Origin of the sequence: Actinocorallia sp. API 0066, assembly GCF_020991275.1 — a bacterium.
Lineage (GTDB): Bacteria > Actinomycetota > Actinomycetes > Streptosporangiales > Streptosporangiaceae > Actinocorallia.
Genome location: NZ_JAJLQY010000016.1, coordinates 94,106 through 111,696 on the forward strand (window position 1 = coordinate 94,106; position 17,591 = coordinate 111,696).

General features: G+C 70.7%; 22 protein-coding genes. 9 read left to right on the plus strand and 13 right to left on the minus strand.

All coding sequences use genetic code 11. The features are described from left to right. Positions 1 to 95: 95 nt before the first annotated feature. Complete coding sequence (locus LO762_RS30345) at positions 96 to 656, plus strand: helix-turn-helix domain-containing protein (RefSeq protein WP_230619618.1); 561 nt, start codon at positions 96 to 98, stop codon at positions 654 to 656. 49 nt (positions 657 to 705) lie between these two features. Here LO762_RS30345 and add read toward each other — a convergent pair whose 3' ends face one another. Both add and LO762_RS30355 read right to left on the minus strand, forming a co-directional pair. Then, positions 706 to 1,674 (minus strand): adenosine deaminase, encoded by a 969-nt coding sequence (gene add / locus LO762_RS30350; protein ID WP_230619620.1) that lies wholly within the window; start codon positions 1,672 to 1,674, stop codon positions 706 to 708. Positions 1,675 to 1,848: 174 nt separating this feature from the next. Next, the gene (locus LO762_RS30355) at positions 1,849 to 2,520 is read right to left on the minus strand and encodes a DNA alkylation repair protein (RefSeq protein ID WP_230619623.1); all 672 of its coding nucleotides are present in this window, start codon (positions 2,518 to 2,520) and stop codon (positions 1,849 to 1,851) included. Positions 2,521 to 2,648: 128 nt separating this feature from the next. Between LO762_RS30355 and LO762_RS30360 the strand changes: the two genes are divergently transcribed. Together LO762_RS30360 and LO762_RS30365 are read left to right on the plus strand one after the other, a co-directional pair. Then, positions 2,649 to 3,218: a hypothetical protein gene (locus tag LO762_RS30360; protein ID WP_230619629.1), complete on the plus strand. Its 570-nt coding sequence runs from the start codon at positions 2,649 to 2,651 to the stop codon at positions 3,216 to 3,218. Positions 3,219 to 3,350: 132 nt separating this feature from the next. Then, entirely contained in the window at positions 3,351 to 4,136 is a 786-nt protein-coding gene (locus LO762_RS30365; protein WP_230619631.1) for an alpha/beta fold hydrolase, read from the plus strand. A gap of 36 nt (positions 4,137 to 4,172) precedes the next feature. Here the strand turns inward: LO762_RS30365 and LO762_RS30370 are convergent, their stop codons facing one another. From LO762_RS30370 to LO762_RS30385, 4 genes are all read right to left on the minus strand, one after another. After that, complete coding sequence (locus LO762_RS30370; protein ID WP_230619640.1) at positions 4,173 to 5,033, minus strand: alpha/beta fold hydrolase; 861 nt, start codon at positions 5,031 to 5,033, stop codon at positions 4,173 to 4,175. Further along, positions 5,033 to 6,559: a glycerol-3-phosphate dehydrogenase/oxidase gene (locus LO762_RS30375; RefSeq protein WP_230619642.1), complete on the minus strand. Its 1,527-nt coding sequence runs from the start codon at positions 6,557 to 6,559 to the stop codon at positions 5,033 to 5,035. The genes LO762_RS30370 and LO762_RS30375 overlap by 1 nt, the downstream gene beginning before the upstream one ends. A 3-nt stretch (positions 6,560 to 6,562) precedes the next feature. Next, positions 6,563 to 8,077 (minus strand): glycerol kinase GlpK, encoded by a 1,515-nt coding sequence (gene glpK, locus LO762_RS30380; protein ID WP_230619649.1) that lies wholly within the window; start codon positions 8,075 to 8,077, stop codon positions 6,563 to 6,565. A gap of 74 nt (positions 8,078 to 8,151) precedes the next feature. Next, the gene (locus LO762_RS30385) at positions 8,152 to 8,913 is read right to left on the minus strand and encodes an IclR family transcriptional regulator (protein ID WP_230619651.1); all 762 of its coding nucleotides are present in this window, start codon (positions 8,911 to 8,913) and stop codon (positions 8,152 to 8,154) included. Between the two features lie 111 nt (positions 8,914 to 9,024). Here LO762_RS30385 and LO762_RS30390 point away from each other — a divergent pair, with 111 nt between their 5' ends. Next, entirely contained in the window at positions 9,025 to 9,345 is a 321-nt protein-coding gene (locus LO762_RS30390) for an ABC transporter substrate-binding protein (protein WP_230619659.1), read from the plus strand. Then, positions 9,345 to 9,503 (plus strand): hypothetical protein, encoded by a 159-nt coding sequence (locus tag LO762_RS30395; RefSeq protein ID WP_230619661.1) that lies wholly within the window; start codon positions 9,345 to 9,347, stop codon positions 9,501 to 9,503. The genes LO762_RS30390 and LO762_RS30395 overlap by 1 nt, the downstream gene beginning before the upstream one ends. Positions 9,504 to 9,520: 17 nt before the next feature. On the opposite strand, the gene LO762_RS30400 is transcribed toward LO762_RS30395, so the two are convergent. The 3 genes from LO762_RS30400 to LO762_RS30410 form a co-directional block, all read right to left on the minus strand. Further along, a complete protein-coding gene (locus LO762_RS30400) occupies positions 9,521 to 10,108 on the minus strand; it encodes an NUDIX hydrolase (protein ID WP_230619663.1) in 588 nt (195 codons plus the stop codon). Next, positions 10,109 to 10,852 carry a GntR family transcriptional regulator gene (locus tag LO762_RS30405; protein WP_230619664.1) on the minus strand — a complete coding sequence of 248 codons (744 nt, stop codon included), beginning with the start codon at positions 10,850 to 10,852 and terminating at the stop codon, positions 10,109 to 10,111. A gap of 389 nt (positions 10,853 to 11,241) precedes the next feature. Beyond that, positions 11,242 to 11,385, minus strand: a complete 144-nt coding sequence (locus LO762_RS30410; protein ID WP_230619666.1) for a hypothetical protein — start codon at positions 11,383 to 11,385, stop codon at positions 11,242 to 11,244. Between the two features lie 141 nt (positions 11,386 to 11,526). Between LO762_RS30410 and LO762_RS30415 the strand changes: the two genes are divergently transcribed. From LO762_RS30415 to LO762_RS30430, 4 genes are all read left to right on the plus strand, one after another. Beyond that, positions 11,527 to 11,745, plus strand: a complete 219-nt coding sequence (locus LO762_RS30415) for a hypothetical protein (protein ID WP_230619668.1) — start codon at positions 11,527 to 11,529, stop codon at positions 11,743 to 11,745. 85 nt (positions 11,746 to 11,830) lie between these two features. Next, complete coding sequence (locus LO762_RS30420; RefSeq protein WP_230619670.1) at positions 11,831 to 12,100, plus strand: hypothetical protein; 270 nt, start codon at positions 11,831 to 11,833, stop codon at positions 12,098 to 12,100. Between the two features lie 96 nt (positions 12,101 to 12,196). After that, complete coding sequence (locus LO762_RS30425) at positions 12,197 to 12,838, plus strand: hypothetical protein (RefSeq protein WP_230619671.1); 642 nt, start codon at positions 12,197 to 12,199, stop codon at positions 12,836 to 12,838. A 43-nt stretch (positions 12,839 to 12,881) separates the two neighbouring features. Next, on the plus strand, positions 12,882 to 13,349 hold the full coding sequence (locus LO762_RS30430) for an ATP-binding cassette domain-containing protein (RefSeq protein WP_308104837.1): 468 nt from the start codon (positions 12,882 to 12,884) through the stop codon (positions 13,347 to 13,349). A gap of 145 nt (positions 13,350 to 13,494) precedes the next feature. Here the strand turns inward: LO762_RS30430 and LO762_RS30435 are convergent, their stop codons facing one another. The 4 genes from LO762_RS30435 to LO762_RS30450 form a co-directional block, all read right to left on the minus strand. Next, positions 13,495 to 14,898 carry an MFS transporter gene (locus LO762_RS30435; protein ID WP_230619673.1) on the minus strand — a complete coding sequence of 468 codons (1,404 nt, stop codon included), beginning with the start codon at positions 14,896 to 14,898 and terminating at the stop codon, positions 13,495 to 13,497. Positions 14,899 to 14,920: 22 nt separating this feature from the next. Then, entirely contained in the window at positions 14,921 to 15,547 is a 627-nt protein-coding gene (locus tag LO762_RS30440) for a TetR/AcrR family transcriptional regulator (RefSeq protein WP_230619674.1), read from the minus strand. Then, positions 15,544 to 16,200, minus strand: a complete 657-nt coding sequence (locus LO762_RS30445; protein WP_230619675.1) for an MOSC domain-containing protein — start codon at positions 16,198 to 16,200, stop codon at positions 15,544 to 15,546. The genes LO762_RS30440 and LO762_RS30445 overlap by 4 nt, the downstream gene beginning before the upstream one ends. 127 nt (positions 16,201 to 16,327) lie before the next feature. Beyond that, the gene (locus LO762_RS30450; protein ID WP_230619676.1) at positions 16,328 to 17,524 is read right to left on the minus strand and encodes a helix-turn-helix domain-containing protein; all 1,197 of its coding nucleotides are present in this window, start codon (positions 17,522 to 17,524) and stop codon (positions 16,328 to 16,330) included. Positions 17,525 to 17,591 lie beyond the last annotated feature (67 nt).

Sequence of the window (17,591 nt, forward strand, 5' to 3'; positions counted from 1 at the left end):
TTATTATTTCTTAGCCTGGTCAATATTGTGTCGTGCCGGTTACGTGGCGGCCCGAGTGGACCGTCCGCGATGTGCCGCTTGATAACGTCCGCTGCATGGACGATGAGCAACGGGACCTCGCGCGATCCCTGGGGGCGTCCATCCGGGCCGCCCGCAAGCGGGCCGGGCTCACCCTGACCGAGCTCGCCAAGGAGGCGGGGGTTTCGCAGCCGTTCCTGAGCCAGGCCGAGAACGGCAACGTCATGCCCAGCGTGATCAACCTGCACCGGGTCGCCAAGGCGCTCGGCACCACCGCGCACCAGCTCCTGGAGAGCGGCGCGCGGCGCCCCGCCACGGTCGTGCGCGCGGGCGCGAGCCGCTCCTACCCGCTCGGGCCGGACGCGACCGTGCGGTTCTGCATCGAGGGCAACCGGGCACTGGACTGCAACGAGGTCACCGCGGGCCCGCGCAGCGCAGCCGAGGCGCCCACGACCCACGAGGGCGAGGAGTTCGTCTACGTGATCGAAGGCCGCGTCCGCATGGTCATCGGAGGCAGCGACTACCTTCTCGGCCCCGGCGACACCGTCACCTACACCGCCGCCCTCCCACACCAGTGGTTCAACGACGAGGACGCGCCCGCGAGGTTCCTGTTCACCAGCACCCCGCCCGGCTTCTGACCCGGCGCGCCGGCCGGACCACGTCCCGCCGACGCACCGGCCTCGGGTGTCAGGTGGCGGGGCCGTTCAGCCACGCGTCGATGCCCGCGTGGGCGGCGGCCTTCACGGGGGCGGAGGCCGCGGAGAACTCCACCGAGGTGCGCGCGCAGTCGGCCAGGACGGCGTCGGACAGCCCGAGGGCGGTGCGGGCGACGCCGTACTCGGCGGCGACGCCGGGCCCGAACAGGGTCGGGTCGTCGGCGTTGATGGTGCAGCGGACGCCAGCCGCCAGCAGGGCGGGCAGCGGGTGGCCGGACATGTCGGGCACGACGGACAGGATGACGTTGGAGGTAGGGCAGACGTCCAGGCAGACGCCGCCGTCGACCAGCTCACCGACCAGAGCGGCGTCCTCCAGGGCGCGGATGCCGTGCAGGATCCGGCGGGGCCGCAGCCAGGTCAGGGAGTCACGGATGGACTCGGGGCCGACGAGCTCTCCGGCGTGCGGCGCCGCCGGAACGCCGCCTTCGCGGGCGACGCGGAACGCTTCGGCGAACCGCTCGGCGGGGTGGCCGCGTTCCTCCGAGGCCAGGCCGAGCGCCGTCACGCCCCGGTCGGCGTAGGCGACGGCGGCGCGGGCCACCTCAAGGCCGGTCTCCGTGGGTCCGGTGCGGTCGATGGTCGGCATGATGCCGATCTCCACCCCGTGCCGCCGCGTCGCGGCCGCGGCGGCCGCGGTGAGCCGGTCCAGTGCCGCGTCGACCGACCCGCAGGAGCGCACGAGAAAGCCCTCCATCACCCCGAGCTCAACGAACACCACACCGTCGCGTGCCTCGTCCACGGCGACCTCGTCCATGACACGCTCGATGACGCCCGGCCGCGCCAGCAACTCCCACAGCGTGCCCAACGCCCCCAGGAAGTCGCCGAAGTCGTCGTAGGAGCGCGTCAGCCTCAGAGCCAGACCCGCCTCCTCGGCCAACTCCAACGCGGTCGCCGAACGCATCGCTGCCTCAAAATGCAGATGCTGGTGCGCCTTCGGCAACCGAGCAAGATCAAGCGAACCGGTTTCCCTCATGTGCAGGTCTTTCCCTCAAAATCCGGGGCTGGCCGCCGACGACCACCGATGAAGTCGGACGCGACGGCGATCCGACCACCTCATCCCCACCGGCGTCCACCCGCCCCAATCCGATGGCCCTGCCGCGCGCCGCGCCCGGGGTCAGCGGGAGGTTCGGCGGGAGAGGATTTCGGTTATCCAGGTGGGGGCGTAGGGGGAGGTGCAGTTGGGGGGAGTGGGGTAGTCCTTGAAGACTTCGAGGTGTTCGCCGATGTGGAGGGCTCGGGGGCGGAGGGGGGCGTGTTCGATGCCTATCTGGGCCAGGCAGTGGTTCATCGCCCATTGGAGACGGTGGGGGGCCGATTTCATTTCGGCTTCGATGGTGTCCAGGAGGGACGGGAGGTTCAGGGTGTCGGGGGACTTGGCGACGCGGTCCGTGGTGAGGGCCCAGCCGGCGCTGGCGACGACGGGGTCGGGGTCGGCGAACCAGGTCCGGCGGAGGTCCTCGGAATGGGGGCTTTTCTTCACGACGTAGTTGACGAGCCAGTCGTGCACCTTGGGGGTGCGGGCGTCGCGCAGCATGGTGTCCAACTCGTCGCGCTCGAACATTCTCGGGCGGCAGATCAGGAGCGCGAGCAGACGGGCCGCGGAGTCTCCGGTCTCCCAGAGTTGACGCGCGAGTTCCTGCTGTGTTTTCAGCCGCTTCGCCACCGCGCGCAGTTTGGTGAGGTTCACCCCGTGGTCGTCGCCGTGCCTCGCGTTCACCGCGCGCATCTTCGGATCGTCGAGCGCGGCGAGTTCGGCCATCACCTCGGCCACCGTCGTCCCGGTCATCCCGACCTCTCTTCCTCATATGCGGGCCCAGCCTACGAGAAGATCACAACCGACCCGGTCGAGTAGTCCGATAAGTGATTCTTGGAATTCTCTGGTGCGGATGATCGGGGTGCGTCATGCTTTGGATCATGGACGACAGGGCGCGGTGGGACGGGGAGCTCGCGGGGGCGCGGGCGGAGCGCGAAGCGCGGGAGGCGGCGTTCCGGCAGGGCGGCGCCATGCCGGAGGGCCAGCGGCTGGCACTCAGCAGGCAGACGTATCCGCGGTTGCGGGAGGCGGCCGGGTGGGCCGTCGGACGGTACCGCGAGGCCGGGGTGCCGGGACAGGGCAGGCCGGGCGCGCGGCGCTGGCCCGTCGGCCAGGTCGAGGTGCCCATCGGGCCGAATTCGTACGGCGGATATCCCGAAACGCGGGTGGCCTTCCTCTGGGCCGACGAGAAGGGGAACCTGTTCGCGTCCGCCGACGACCACGGTTCGGCCCGTATGACGCCGCTGTCCCCTGACGACGTCGGCGACTTCCTCGGGAAGGACGGCGATTCCCTGGGCGTCGCACGGTTCGTGCACGACGTCGTCACCGCCTACGAGGAGTGGAAGGCCGAGACCGGCGGCAGACGGTTCAAGGTCAAGGTCACCTTTCATCCGGTCCGGCTTGTGGTTTTTCTTGTCCTCTTCTGTGTCCTTGCTTACCTGCTCTTCTGACCCCGGCGACAACGGGCGGGCTGAGGGGGGAGGATGGGGTGACGGGAAGGGGTGGGGATGTTCGCGAGGGTGCGTGGGACGCGGTTGTTCTTTGATGTGGAGGGGGCTGGGCTTGTGCAGGGGAAGGGAGGGATGCGGGAGAAGGTCGTGGTGGTGGCGGTGCACGGGGGGCCCGGGGGTGAGCACGGGGCGTTCAAGCCGGTGCTTTCGGGGTTGGCGGACAAGGCGCAGGTCGTTTATGTGGACCATCGGGGGAGCGGGCGGTCGGAGCGGGGGGCGCGGGAGACGTACACGTTGGAGAACAACGTGGAGGACCTGGAGGCGCTGCGGGAGTATCTGGGGTTCGAGAGGATCGCGCTGCTCGGCGTCTCCTATGGCGGCATGGTCGCGTTGACGTACGCGACGCGGTATCCGCGGCGGCTTTCGCACCTGATCGCGGTGGTGACGGCGCCCAGTCATCGGTTTCTGCCCAGGGCCCGCGAGATCCTGGCCGAGCGGGGCACACCCGAGCAGCGGGCCGCCGCCGAACCGCTGTGGACGGGCACCTTCGAGTCCGAAGAGCAGCTCCGCGCCTACTTCGAGGTTCTCGGCCCGCTCTACTCGCGCACCTATGACCTCGCCAAGAGCCGCGAACGCCCCCGCATCCTCAACCCCGAGGCGCTCAACGAGGGGTTCGCGGGCTTCCTGCGCACCTACGACGTGACGGGCGAGCTGCACCGGATCACGGCCCCCACCCTCGTCATCGGCGGCCGCCACGACTGGATCTGCCCGCCGGAGTTCTCCGCCGAGATCGCCGCCGCCATCCCCGGCGCGGATCTACGCATCTTCGAGGACAGCGGGCACAGCGTCATGTCCGACGAGCCCGACGCGTTCCTCGACGTCGTCCGCGGCTTCCTCACCTACACGGGACGCCCGTGACGGTGCCCCTGTGCCGGGGCACCGTCGGCGCGGGGCTCAAGCCCGCGCGGCGGGCGTGATGTGGGTGGTGAGCCAGGTGGTGAGGTCGGATTCGACCTGGGGGCGGTTGGTTTCGTTGAGGATTTCGTGGCGGGCGTCGGGGTAGGTGACGTAGGTGAGGTTGGTGAGGCCGGCGTCGCGGTAGCGCTGGACGGCGAGGTCGCTGAGCTTGAGGTGGTCGTTGAGGGGGTCGCGGTCGCCGACCATGACGTAGAACGGCAGGTCGGCGGGGATGCCGGTGGGGGTGGTGAGGCGGGTGACGGAGACGGTGGCGAGGTCGCCCATGCTGGCGTCGTCGATGGCGAAACCGCACCACGGGTCGGCGACGTAGGCGTCCACCTGGGCGTCGTCGCGGCTCAGCCAGTCCGCGTCGGTGCGGCGCGGCTCGAACGTGACGTTGAAGAAGTCGGTGAGGTCGCCGCCGAACTCGGCGATGTTGCCGAACAGGCCGTCGACCGCGGTGGTGCCGGACAGCACGACGCCGTCGAGGAGGTCGGCGTGGTCCAGGACGTACTGCTGCGCGGCCATCGAGCCGAGGCTGTGCCCGAGCAGCACGAGCGGGACGCCCGGGTGCCGGTCGCGCAGGATCCGGGTGAGCGCGACGAGGTCCGCGACGAGCAGGTGCCACCCGTTCTCGCCGAGGTCGCCGGGCTCGCCCTTGATGGTGTGGCCGTGGCCGCGGTGGTCGTCGGCGTAGACGGCGTAGCCGAGGCCGTTGAGGGTCTCGGCGAGGTGCGCGTAGCGGGCGGCGTGCTCGCCCATGCCGTGCGCGATCTGGACGACGCCGCGGACCTCGCCGGGCGCCGGCCACTCGTGGACGTGGATCTCCAGGCCGTCCTCGCTGGTGAAGGTGAACATCAACGCTCCTCTGGGGTGGTGGTGCGCAGCATGTCGGCGACGCGCTGCCGGATCCGCGGGGTGTCCAGGCCGCGCAGCGCCAGCGTGGTGCGGCGGCGCAGCACGTCGTCGGACGTCGCCGCCCACTCGTGGTCACGAGCGTAGGCGACCTGCGCCCAGATGTCCGGCCCGTCCGGGTGGATGGGCTCGCCGAGCGACGGGTCGCGGCGGACGAGGTCGGCGAGGTCGAACGCGAGCGTGCCGTAGTGGGTGGCGAGGTGCGCGGCGACCGTCGGGTCCATCGGCGCGGCGGCGAGCCGGTGCGCGACGGCGGCGGGCGCGGCGAGGCCGGGCAGCGGCACGGTCTTGAGGACCTCGGAGCCGACGCCGAGCCGGTCGAGGACGACCCGGCCGATGTGCCGGTAGGTCGTCCACTTGCCTCCGGCGATGGAGAGCATGCCGCCGCGTCCCTCGGTGATGACGGTCTCCCGCTTGGCGGTGGCGACGTCACCGGGCCCGCCCGGAAGGACACGCAGCCCGGCGAACGCGTAGGTGACGTCCTCCCTACGCATCCCGTCGAGCGCGACGGAAGCCTCGTCGAGGATCTGCGTGATGTCGCCGTCGGTGGCGCGGACCTCGCGGGGGTCGCCCTCGTACGGCTCGTCGGTGGTGCCGAGCAGGAGGTGGTCCTCCCACGGGACGGCGAAGGAGACCCGGTACTTGTCGATCGGGATGGTGACGGCAGCCTTCCACGGCTCCTGCCGCTTCAGCACGAGGTGCGCGCCCTTGGACAGCCGGACGCTCGGCCCGGCCGCCGGGTTCTCCATGACCCGCAGCCTGTCGATCCACGGCCCTGTCGCGTTGAGGACGAGCCGCGCGGACACGCCGAACTCGGCGCCGTCCAGGCCGTCCTTCAGTTCGGCGCCGACGACCCGGCCGGACGCGGTGCGCAGCGCCTCGACGGAGGCGTGGTTCAGCACGACGGCGCCCGCCGCGACGGCGGCCCGCACCGTCATGATGGCGACGCGGCTGTCGTTCATCTGGTGGTCGGTGTAGACGGCCGCCGCCTTCAGCCCTTCGGCCTTGAGCGCGGGCACCTGCTGGAGCGCGTGGTTGCGCCCGATGACGCGGCCGAGCCCGTCGCCGAACGCCGACAGCGCCGAGTAGAGGAACACGCCCGCGCCGAGCTTGGCCGCGCCGTGCGGGCCGCCCTCGTAGATGGGGACGAGGAACCGGCGCGGGTTGACCAGGTGCGGCGCGACGTGCGCGGCGAGGCTGCGCCGTTCCCGGTGGTTCTCGGCGACGAGGCGGACGTTGCCGGTCTGGAGGTAGCGCAGCCCGCCGTGCACCAGTTTGGTGGACGCGCTGGAGGTGGCCCCGGCGAAGTCGCCGGCGTCCACGAGGGCGACCCGCAGGCCCGCCTGGGCGGCGGTCCAGGCGGCGGAGATCCCGATGATCCCGCCGCCGATGACCAGTAGGTCGAAGGTGCCGCGGCCGAGTTCCTCGCGCACGGCGGCCCGGTTGGTTCGCTGGATGATGGTGGACATCGTCTATCCGACCTCGATCTCGTCGTCCTCGTCGATCCAGCCCTTCGCCAGTTCGACGGCCTTGTGGTACTTGCGGAGGCGGCGCTCGCGGGTTCGCGGGTCGAGCCGCGGGGTCCATTCGGCGGCGCGCTGCCAGTCGGCGCGCAGCGCGTCGAGGTCGGACCAGACCCCGGTGACGAGCCCGGCGGCGTGCGCGGCGCCCAGGCAGGTCGTCTCCGCGACGAACGGCCGGATCACCGGCACGTCCAACATGTCGGAGATGGTCTGCATGAGCAGGTTGTTGGAGGTCATTCCGCCGTCCACCTTGAGCGACTTCAGGGCGACGCCGGAGTCCAGCACCATCGCGTCCACGACGTCGCGGGTCTGGAACGCCGTCGCCTCCAGGACGCAGCGGGCGAGGTGGCCCTTGCCCGCGAACCCGGTGAGGCCGACGATGACGCCGCGCGCGTCCGGCCGCCAGTGCGGCGCGAACAGGCCGGAGAACGCGGGGACGAGGTAGAGCCCGCCGTTGTCCTCGACGGTCAGCGCGAGCGTCTCGATCTCGGCGGCGGTGCTGATGAGGCCGATCCGGTCGCGCAGCCACTGGGTGAGCGACCCGGTGTTGGCGATGGACCCTTCGAGCGCGTAGACGGGCCGGTCGGAGCCGAGTTGGTAGCCGACGGTCGTCAGCAGGCCGTGCCGCGACCGGACGGGCTCGTCGCCGGTGTTGAGCAGCAGGAAGCTTCCGGTGCCGTAGGTGGACTTGGCGTCGCCGACGCCGAAGCAGGTCTGGCCGAACAGCGCGGCCTGCTGGTCGCCGAGCGCGGCGGCGATGGGCACGCCCTCCAGGACGCCGCGGGCGGTGCCGTACACCTCGGCGGACGAGCGGATCTCCGGCAGCAGTGAGCGCGGGATGTCCAGGGCGGCGAGGACGCCGTCGTCCCAGTCGAGGGTGCGCAGGTCCATCAGGAGGGTCCGCGACGCGTTGGTGACGTCGGTGACGTGCGCGGCGCCGCCGGTCAGGTTCCAGATGAGCCAGGTGTCGATGGTGCCGAACAGCAGCTCGCCGGCCTCGGCGCGCTCCCGGACGCCGGGCACGTGCTCCAGCAGCCAGGCGATCTTCGGCCCGGAGAAGTAGGACGCGACGGGCAGTCCCGTCGTCTCGGCGAACCTGTCGCGGCCGCCGTCGGCGGCGAGGTCGGCGCAGAGCGCCTCGGTGCGGGTGTCCTGCCAGACGAGGGCGTGGTGCACGGGACGGCCGGTGGCCCTGTCCCACAGCACCGTCGTCTCACGCTGGTTGGTGATGCCGACGGCGGTCAGGTCGGACGGCTGGAGTCCGGCCCGGTCGAGCGCGCCGGTCACGACCTCCTGCACGCGCGCCCAGATCTGCTCGGCGTCGTGCTCGACCCAGCCGGGCCGCGGGAAGATCTGCCGGTGTTCACGCTGGTCAACGGCAAGGATGCGACTGTTCGAGTCGAAGATGATGCAGCGGCTCGACGTCGTGCCCTGGTCGATCGCCGCGACATAGCGGTGCGCCATGCGGGCTCCTCCGGTCGTTCATGGTGGGTGGTTTGGTCACGGTACCTGATTCGACAATGTCGAACAATGGGCGGTCAGTACAACGTCGCTCCCAGATCCCGGCTGATCGAGCGCGCGGTGTCCCTGACGGCGGCGACGAGCCGGGCGGGGAACTCGCCGTCCTCGGTGAGCCGCTCCACCGCGCCGCCGACGCCGACCGCGCCGAGCGGGGAGCCGCGCCGGTCCCTGATCGGCGCGGCGATCGAGGCGAGGCCGTCGCCCGCCTCCTCGCGCTCCCCGGCCCAGCCCAGGCCGCGGATGCGCTCGCACTCGGCGTCCACGTCCCCGTGGGTGACGAGGGTGCGCCGGGTGTAGGGCTTCAACTCCGCTTCCAGGTCGCCGTGCGCCACCGGGTCGAACGCCAGCAGCACCTTGCCCCAGGCGGTCGCGTGCAGCGGCAGCATCGAGCCGACCTCAAGGACCTGGCGGCTGTCGTCGGGCCGGAACACGTGGTGGATCACCAGCACGCCGCCCTGGTGCAGCACGCCGATCCGGACGCTCTCCCCGGTCAGCCTGGCCAGGTCGTCGGCCCACATCAGGGAGCGTGCCCGCAGTTCGTGGACGTCAAGGTAGCTGTTGCCCAGGCGCAGCAGTTCCGCGCCGAGCTGGTAGCGCCCGGTGACGGGGTCCTGCTCGACGAAGCCCTCCTGTTGGAGCGTGCGCAGGATGCCGTGGACGGTGCCCTTGGCCAGGCCGAGGGTCAGCGCCACGTCGCCGAGGGCGAGCTGGCGTTCGCCGCCGGCCAGCAGCCGCAGGATGGCCGCGGCTCTCGTGAGCGACTGGATGGGACCAGGCATCAAACTCTCCAATTCCAAATGTTATTCGACAATGTCGAACCTACCTCTTGCCTGCCGCCTTGCCCAGACCTAGAGTGTGCGGCACCTCACACCCCTTTTGGAGCATCCCCCATGGTTTCGAGACCAACAGCACTCCTCGCCCTGTCCGCGCTCACCCTGACGGCCGCCGCCTGCGGCACCGGAGGCGGCGACGCCGACGCCAGTGGCGACGTCGTCAAGATCGGCGCCCTCCTCTCGATGTCCGGCGTCTACGCGACGCTCGGCCCGGCCGAGCGGAACGCGATCACGATGGGCGTCGAGGAGCTCAACAAGACGGGCTTCACCGTCAACGGCGAGAAGCACACCTTCGAGGTCGTCTTCGCCGACGACAAGTCCGACGCGGCCACGGGGTCATCGCGCCGTCCCGGTTCACCTTCGCGCAGAGCTTCCTGATGTTCGTCGCGCTCGGCCTCGGCGGCGCGGGACGGCTGCTCGCGCCCGTCGTCGGCAGCGTGATCGTGCTCGGGTTCACCCAGCTCATCAAGCTCGGGCCCGGCGTCAGCCAGATCGTGCTGGGCGTCAGAGGCGGCCGCGTAGCGGACGGCCCTTGATCCTGTAGGGGAAACCCTCACACAGCCGCGTTCGGTGGGCGGTCTTCGTGCTCTGCCTCGAACATGAGCAGCAGGGAATAGGCTGCCAGGGTTGAATCGTCTGTGATGCGGCCATCCCTGATCATCTGATGGAATTCAGCGCGAGAGAACCAAGCTTGATCCATGTCCTGTTCCTCAAGTTCACGGTCGGTCTCTCCTTGGCTGAGATCTGATGCGAGGAAGACGTTGAATCCTTGCCCGCTGGTCCCATGCGAACAGTGCAGAAATCCTAGTCGTTGAAGCGACTTAGCACGTAGGCCGGTTTCCTGAGCGAGTTCGGAGAGTGCGAGTTCTGTCGGACTGCCGTCCTCGCCCATGGGGAAGGTCCCCTGCGGGAAGGACCACGTACGACGCCGGATCGGGTATCGGTATTCCTCGACCATGTGGAATCCTCCGGCTTCGGCCGGTATCACCAACGCGAAGTCTGGCTTATCGACCACACCGTAAATGCCTGATGAGCCGTCCGGCCGTTCAATCCGGTCTTCTCGGACTGTCATCCATGGATTCTGGTAGACGATCTTCGAGTCGATCCGCTTGATCACCTGGGCGCTACTATCCTTGATCATCTACGCTCCGTAGCGATAGACCAGCTCATGGCGGTCTCCGACGACGACACGGTGAGTCACCTCAACGATGCGCTCATTCTGGTCGTAGGCTCGTCGCCAGAGGGTGAGGACCGGCTGATCCGGCCTGACTTCCAAGGTCGCCTGCTCCTCCGCGCGCGGAAGCCGACAATTCACGGTCTCCTCAAAGACGATCTTGTACCCCAGGTCGTCTAGCCGAGAATAGATGCCGCCCGGTCCGGTATTGACTTCCTTGAGTACCGGTATCTGATTCACGATGTCGGAGATTATCCACGTGGTGGCAGTCTGAATAGGTGGCTCCCCGACAACGCCTTGAACTCGCGCCCGTTCCAGGACGTCGGTGCCGATGGGAACGCCAAGCCAGCGGGCCAGTTGTGCGTCCGCTTGGACATCTCGGATGGTGGTGTGAGTGAAGGGCTCCCTTCCGGAGCGCTGTGCGGAGACGTGAAAGCCTCGCCACGATCCCACTTGCTTGGTGATGTCGGCGGCGTTTCTCCGTACGGGCTCGGTCTTCCTGACCTGTGTCCCGGTCCCGGCCTGTATCTGGACCAATCCCTGTTCGGCGAGCAGGCGTATGGCACGGCGGATGGTTGAGCGGTCCGCGCCGAACTGCTCGGCAAGTTCGCGCTCGGGAGGTAGCCACGACCCGGGCGGAAGATCGCCTTCGACGATCCGCGCGGCGATGGCGGCCGTGATTGCTAGTGCTTTGGCGGGCGGCCTGGGCATCGTCCGATGGCCTCCTTGGTCGGTCTTCTGGGTGGTGAGCCTTGCCAGAGGCAAACCATAGACCAACCATAGGGCAGTCGCTAGGCGGTTCCGCCAATGCCGATTCTGAGATGCTCTTGACATCTATCCCACCGGTTGGCCTACGGTAGGCACACCGTAAATAAACCAAGGTTCGCGGTAGGTCAACCACAACGGCCCTGCCCGACGGAACCGGGAAGCTGCGTCGGGCAGGGCCTTGACCAGACTCTGGAGGTCTGATCCATGATCCATGCTAATGGCCATCCGGGGCTATACCCGGCTCTTCGGCCGGGCGACGACGGGCTTGCGCTGCCGGATCTGCGCGCCCGGTACGAAGGCGTTTTGATGTGGTTCGGGGAGGCCACGCGGCACTACTGGGCGCTGGTCGGCGGCCGGTTGGTCGAGGCCGGAACGCTGAGCGGCTTGGAGGCGTTGCTTCGCGAGTCGGCCGCGCCGCACCGCTGGACGTCCCAGCCGGTGCGCCGTTCCGTCCCGCCGTCCGAGCCGACGCGCACCGGAACGCCGCGTCGATCGGACGTGCCGCCGCTGCCTTACGCCGTCGCTCCTGGGATCGACCGGTGCGGCGTTCCGTCCGCCTTCGTGCCTACGTCTCCGGCTGTAGCCGGATCGGCGGGTTTCCACGGCCGGGGTAGTTCGTGGCTCGCACCGGGGCCGCGCCGATGAACCGGGAGCCCGCCGCCCTTCAGACGCCGGTCTGGCTGGTGCCCGAGGTCGCCACAGGCGAGCTGATGTTCACCCTGGACCAAGCCGCCGAACTCCACACCGTGCTTGGCTCTCTCCTGGCCGCGACCGGACGCCCCGCATCCGAGAGCACGGCGGGTACGAGCGCACCGCCGAAGCCGGTCCAGCCGTGACAGACCTGGTCGCTGCGGTCGTGATCGGCGTCCTGTTGGGGGTGCTGGCCGTCGTGGCGCTGGTGGTGTATCTGCGGGCGGGCCGGTGACGTCGCTGGACGGGCCGGTGACCCGCGCCCGCAGCGCCGTTGAAGTACTCCGCCGTGCGCTGGCCGGGTCGGGGTGGGAGTACGGGGCGTTGTGGGAGGTGCCGCGTGAGGAGTGGCCTTCCGGCTTGGCTTCGGCCTATGACGGCTACCGCGACGGCATGGCCGCGCTGATCGGGGTTCTTGCCCGCCATGACGGCAGGAACCCCGACGCGCTGGACGCCGATGAGCAGGCGCGGTACGCGCTGACCGCGTTGGCGTTGCTGTAGCCGGTTCGCTCTCTGCCCGGGGAGGTGCCCGCCGGTTGTGGGGGCGTCTGTCCGGTTTCTTGATTCCCGTCGTACTCTTGAGGAAGGTGTGTGCGTATGTCTGGGTCTGTGGCGAATCTGGCGCGGTGGGGGGTGGTGCCGTACATCACGGCGTGGTCGTCGGAGGAGATGTTGCCCGTCACGTTCGTGCTCCGTGACGGGAGGCTCGCTTATGCCGATGAGACGGTGGTGGACCGTGATGGGGCGGGGGTGTTGTGGACGCGGGTGGGGTTCAGTCCGGGGGTGGGGGTTCCGGAGTTCAAGTCCGTGCACTTCCTGCGGCATCGTCGGGCGATGCGCGGGCGGCTGTGTCAGGTGTGTGGCACGCCCTGCGGCAGGAGCGCGCTGTGGATGCTGTCACGGGAAGAGTACGAGAGCGCGGAGGGGCCTTGGCCCGCGCCGGTGATGACGGCTCATCCGCCGGTGTGTCCGGGGTGTGTGGAGCGGTCGGGTCGCCTGTGCCCGCATCTGCGTGACGGGTATGTGGTGCTGCGTCCCCGGCGAGTCGCTCCGGCCGCGATTTCGGGGATGCTCTACGGGCCGACCCGGGCCGGTCTGGTGCCCGCTGCCGCCGTCACCATCGCGCACGACGACCCCCGTACCCGTCTGCTGAGCGCGGCCCAGCTTCACGTGACCTTGGAGGACTACGACGTCGTCAGTCTCGACAGCATGATCGTCACCGGTTCCCGAGGCGCGTGAGGAGCGGAAGTGGGGTGCGTCCGATTGTCGCCGGTGGGCGGGCATCGCGCTCTGCCCGGAGAACCGCAGGCTGTTCCCCGACATGAGCATCGAGGACAACCTCCTCCTCGGCGCCTACGGGCAGCCGCGCCGGGTCAGGAAGGAAAGGCTGGCGCGCGCCTACGACCGGTTCCCCTGGGTGCGCGACCGGGCGGCCGAGCCCGCCGGACGGCTCAGCGGCGGCCAGCAGCAGTCCGTCGCGATCGCCCGCGCGCTCATGTCGGAGCCGCGCCTGGTCCTGCTGGACGAGCCGTCGAGCGGCCTGTCCCCGGTGGCGGTCGACGAGATCGGGGGCCTGCTCGCCGGGATCGCGCGGGAGGGCACCGCGATCCTCCTGGTGGAGCAGAACGTCAGGCTCGTCCAGGGCCTCTGCTCGACGGCGTGGGTCCTCGCGCACGGCGAGGTCACCGCGTCCGGGCCGGTCGCCGACCTCGTCAGCGCCGACGCCATCTCCAGCGCCTACCTGGGCTGAGAGCCGACCGGTCCGCCGCCCCACGTGGGGTCGGCGGCGGCGGACCGGTCAACCGCCGTCACGGGCGCCGCGAGACGGCCGTGACGAGTGAAAAGCCGCGGCCGTGGACCTGCCCGTCCACGGCCGCGGCGCACCCAGTGGCTTGTTACCCCTGCGGCTCGGGGTCGGGGATGAGGACGGCGATGAGCGCGGCCAGCGCGGCCGCGATCGCGCACGCCAGGTAGAGGGCGTGGAAGTTGTCCAGCGGCAGCCGGTCCGCCGACATGAGGGCGGCGAAGGAGGCGATGCCGAGCGCGCCGCCGACCTGCCGTGCCGTCATGTTCATGCCGAGGCCCGCGGCGAACTGGATCGGCGGGAGGCTGGTCGCGGCGGTGGTGCCGAGGCCGGTGATGGCGAAGCCGAGGCCGCCGCCGCCCAGGAGGCTGGCCGGGACCCAGGCGCCCCACAGGTTGGGCGTCTCGTTGAACAGGTCGGTCGCCATCATCGCGCAGCAGGCGGCGAACATCGCGGCGCCGAGCGCGACGATCCAGCGGTGCTTGGTCTGGTCGGTGATCCGGCCCGCGATCACCGAGGTGACCATGGACGCGAACGCGCCGATGGACAGGGCGCCCGCGCTCTCCAGGATGCTCCACTGCCAGATCGTCGTGGTGAACAGCGCGCCGGACAGCAGCCACGCGAACATCGGCGCGCCGAACACGAAGTAGGCGATGTTGCAGAGGACGAACCTGCGCACCTTCCACAGGCCGATCTCGACGGCGGGGGACGCGTGCCGCCGCGACCGCGCCAGCGCGAGCCCGACGAGCACGAGCCCGCCGACGATCAGGCCGAGGGTCAGCGGGTCGGTCCAGCCCCACCGGTCGCCCTCGGTGAGCCCGGCGACCGCGCCGCCGATGCCGAGGGTGAGCAGGAGCGTGCCGACGACGTCGGGGAACGGAGTGCCGGGCGGCGCGTGCCGGGGCAGCCCGCGCAGGCCGCCCACCAGGAGCAGCACCCCGACGGGCACGTTGATGAAGAAGACGGCGCGCCAGTCGAACTGCTCGACGAGCACACCGCCGAGGGCCGGGCCGACCACCGCGGAGAACCCGGAGATCGCGGTCCACGCGGCGACCGCGCGGAACAGCTTCTCGAACGGCGTGCTGGAGATGATGAGGGCGAGCGCGCTCGGAATCATCGCGGCGGCGAACCCGCCCTGCAGGACCCGGCCCGCGACGAGCACGCCGGGGTCGGGCGCGAGCGCGCACAGCAGCGAGGCGAGCGTGAACCCGACCAGCGCCGTGAGGAACACCTTGTGCCGTCCGACGGCGTCGGCGAGCTTGCCCGCCGGGGTCAGGAACGCGGCGAACACGATCGCGTAGGCGCTGACGACCCACGTGAGCGTGGACATCGGGGTGCCGGGGTAGTCGGCGAGGATGTCGGGGAACGCGATGTTCACCACCGACAGGTCGAGGAACGCCATGAACGTGGCGCCGGAGCACAGGGCGAGCACGAGCCCCGGCTTGATGGGGCGCGGTGGCGAAGCGGCTGTCTTGTCTACGGTCTCCGATGTCACCGGGAGCGGCCTCTCTGAGGGGTCAGGGTACGGAGTCAGGCCGGGTGGCCAGGGCGCGCAGCCGGTCGCGGATGCCGGCGCGTGCGCGTTCGTAGGCCAGGGGCTCGTCGAGCAGCAGCGCGGTGGAGTTCGCCGCGCAGGCGAGCGCGTCGAGCTCGAAGGCCACCTGGACGGGGTCGGCGGCCTCGGTGAGCTCGCCGAGGTGCCGCGCGTCCGTGACGGTCTGCGCGCACAGCCGCAGCCAGTCGCGGCGCGCGTCGGCGAGCAGGTCGCGGATGCGGCCGGGACGGGCGTCGAACTCGGCGCCCGCCGCGTAGAAGAAGCAGCCGCCGGGGAAGACCCGGCGCTGCGAGTAGTCGAGCCAGCCGTCGCACAGGCCGAGCAGGCGCGGCAGGCCGGGTGGCAGGTTCAGGCCGGGCGCGATGACCTCGCGGGCGAACACGGCGCCCGCGGCGCGGATCACCGCGGCCTGGAGCTCCTCCTTGGAGCCGAAGTGGGCGAAGACCCCGCTTTTGCTCACCCCGAGGTCGGTGGCGAGCCGCCCGATCGAGAGGGCTTCCAGGCCGTCCTGGGAGGCGGTCGCCATCGCCCGCTCCAGGATGCGCCGCCTGCTTTCGTTGCCCCGCGCGAGCCTGCCGTCCTGTGTCATGTCCGTAGCCCCGTCCTGTTCAGTCGCATCAGCACCCCGGCCCGCCACTGGTCGGCGAGTGCCGGTGTGGAGACCATACGCAGGAGTTCGGCGGGGTCGAACTCGCGCGCGTAGCTCGTGCTGAACAGTTCGTTGACGGTGGGGGCGCGCTCGTCGCGCTCCAGCAGCCGCAGCTCGCCGGAGGTCGGGACGGTGCCGGGCCGCAGCACCCGCAGGTACCAGCCGGTGCGGGCGGTGGTGATCATCTGCGCGACGGCCTCCTTGCGGCCCGCGCGCAGCCCGAACTTGAAGCAGGGGGAGCGCGGCTGGGAGACCTGCACGCGCGCCTCGCCCCAGGCCCAGACGTCGCCGATGCGGATCTCGTGCTCGTCGGGCCCGGTGACGCTGACGTTCTCGCCGACCCCGCCGGGGCCGAGGTCGTAGCCCTCGCCGGTCCAGTAGCCGTAGTGGGCGGCCGGGTAGAGGTAGACGGCCTTGTCGGGGCCGCCGTGGACGGAGAGGTCGGCCTGGCGGTCGCCGTCGAGGCCGAACACGCCGAGGGCGAGCGACGGCCGGGTGACGGGCTCCTTGCGGATCGCGCTCAGCACGCGCCGCGGCCCGAGGGGCGCGGGGGTGCCGACGTAGACGCCGCCGACCGTCGAGATCTCGTTCACGGAAAAGAAAGTACGTACGTTCGCATTGTTTTGTCAACGGACGAGCGCCGCCCTGAAGGCACTGGATCATACGAACGTTCGTTCATAAAAGCGTCCAGGCACCGGCAGGGCGGCGCATCCTGCCAGGTCAGGGCAGCGGGATGCGGCGGCCCGTCGTCACCTCGATGGCCTCCAGCGCCAGCGACAGCTCCACGAGGTCGCGCGGCGAGGTGACCGAACGGCCGGTGAGCCGCTCCAACCGCCGCAGCCGGTGCAGCACCGTGTTGCGGTGACACGACAGCACCGTCGCGGCCTTGCCCGCCGCGCCGTCCGCGGCGAGCCACGCGCGCAGCGTCTCCAGCAGCGGGTCGCGGGACGCGGGCTCCAGCGCCAGCACCGAGCCGAGCACCCGGTCGCACAGCCGGGCCGCGAGGTCGGGGTTCAGGCCGAGCAGCCCGGCCGCGAGCCTGTCCTCCAGCGAGACGACGTCGCGTCCGTCGGCCATGGTCCGGCAGGCCAGGTCGGCGAGCTGGCGCGCCCGGCCGATCTCCATGAGCCCGCCGACCTCGATGCTCACCGAGGTGCGCCGGCCCGGCCGGGGCCGGAACGCCCGGTGCACCGCGCCGACCGGCGTGCCCGCCAGGACCACGAGGCCGAGCGCGCACTCGCCGTGCATCCGCCAGATGACCCGGGCCTCGCCCACCCACGGCGTCAGCTCCGCGGGGCGCAGCGGCGGGCCGTCGGCGGCGGGCCGGTGGCAGATGACGGCGTAGCCGCCGCCCAGCGGCAGCGCGTAGCCCCGCTCGACGGCCTCGGCGAACGACTCGTCGGTCTCGCCGTTCAGCAGCGCGTCCAGCAGGTAGCCCGCCGTCCGCTGGTCCCGCGTGTCGCCGCGGGTGGCGCGCAGCGCGTCGAGCGCGGTGCTGGCGTGCTCGAACGTGAGGTCCCAGACGCGGTCCACGAGCGCCGCGGCGACCTCCGGCGGGTGCCGCTCGTCGGCGCACCAGCGCGTCACCGCGCCCGCGATGGTCTGGCCGCCCAGATGGTAGGCGCGCTGGAGCGAGACGACGGGCACGCCCTGGTGCGCCCGGTGCCTGCCGACCGCACCCGGCCAGGCGAGCGCCTCCGCCGCGTCGCCGCGCATGGCGATGAGGCCGTTCTCCAGCGATCTGCGGACGAACTCCGGCGGGTCCTGCGGGGGGATGACGCCGTCGTTGTAGACGGGCTCCGCGGCGCGCAGCCCGGCCACGACCTGCTCGCCGAGCGCGTCCACCCGGTCCAGGAGACGCGTCGCCACCTCCTCCCTGATCCGGACGCCGGGGACGCCGAGCACGAGTTCGGACAACTGTCTGCCTCCCATGGTGCGGAACCTGGCCAGAACATTTGTCGGACGTTAAGGATCGCAAATTTGC

Coding starts and splice junctions, on each gene's coding strand:
- LO762_RS30345 (WP_230619618.1), top strand. CDS start 96: ATGGACGATGAGCAACGGGACCTCGCGCGATCCCTGGGGGCGTCCATC.
- LO762_RS30355 (WP_230619623.1), bottom strand. CDS start 2,520: ATGACCGGGACGACGGTGGCCGAGGTGATGGCCGAACTCGCCGCGCTC.
- LO762_RS30360 (WP_230619629.1), top strand. CDS start 2,649: ATGGACGACAGGGCGCGGTGGGACGGGGAGCTCGCGGGGGCGCGGGCG.
- LO762_RS30365 (WP_230619631.1), top strand. CDS start 3,351: ATGCGGGAGAAGGTCGTGGTGGTGGCGGTGCACGGGGGGCCCGGGGGT.
- LO762_RS30370 (WP_230619640.1), bottom strand. CDS start 5,033: ATGTTCACCTTCACCAGCGAGGACGGCCTGGAGATCCACGTCCACGAG.
- LO762_RS30375 (WP_230619642.1), bottom strand. CDS start 6,559: ATGTCCACCATCATCCAGCGAACCAACCGGGCCGCCGTGCGCGAGGAA.
- glpK (WP_230619649.1), bottom strand. CDS start 8,077: ATGGCGCACCGCTATGTCGCGGCGATCGACCAGGGCACGACGTCGAGC.
- LO762_RS30385 (WP_230619651.1), bottom strand. CDS start 8,913: ATGCCTGGTCCCATCCAGTCGCTCACGAGAGCCGCGGCCATCCTGCGG.
- LO762_RS30390 (WP_230619659.1), top strand. CDS start 9,025: ATGGTTTCGAGACCAACAGCACTCCTCGCCCTGTCCGCGCTCACCCTG.
- LO762_RS30395 (WP_230619661.1), top strand. CDS start 9,345: ATGTTCGTCGCGCTCGGCCTCGGCGGCGCGGGACGGCTGCTCGCGCCC.
- LO762_RS30400 (WP_230619663.1), bottom strand. CDS start 10,108: ATGATCAAGGATAGTAGCGCCCAGGTGATCAAGCGGATCGACTCGAAG.
- LO762_RS30405 (WP_230619664.1), bottom strand. CDS start 10,852: ATGCCCAGGCCGCCCGCCAAAGCACTAGCAATCACGGCCGCCATCGCC.
- LO762_RS30425 (WP_230619671.1), top strand. CDS start 12,197: ATGTCTGGGTCTGTGGCGAATCTGGCGCGGTGGGGGGTGGTGCCGTAC.
- LO762_RS30440 (WP_230619674.1), bottom strand. CDS start 15,547: ATGACACAGGACGGCAGGCTCGCGCGGGGCAACGAAAGCAGGCGGCGC.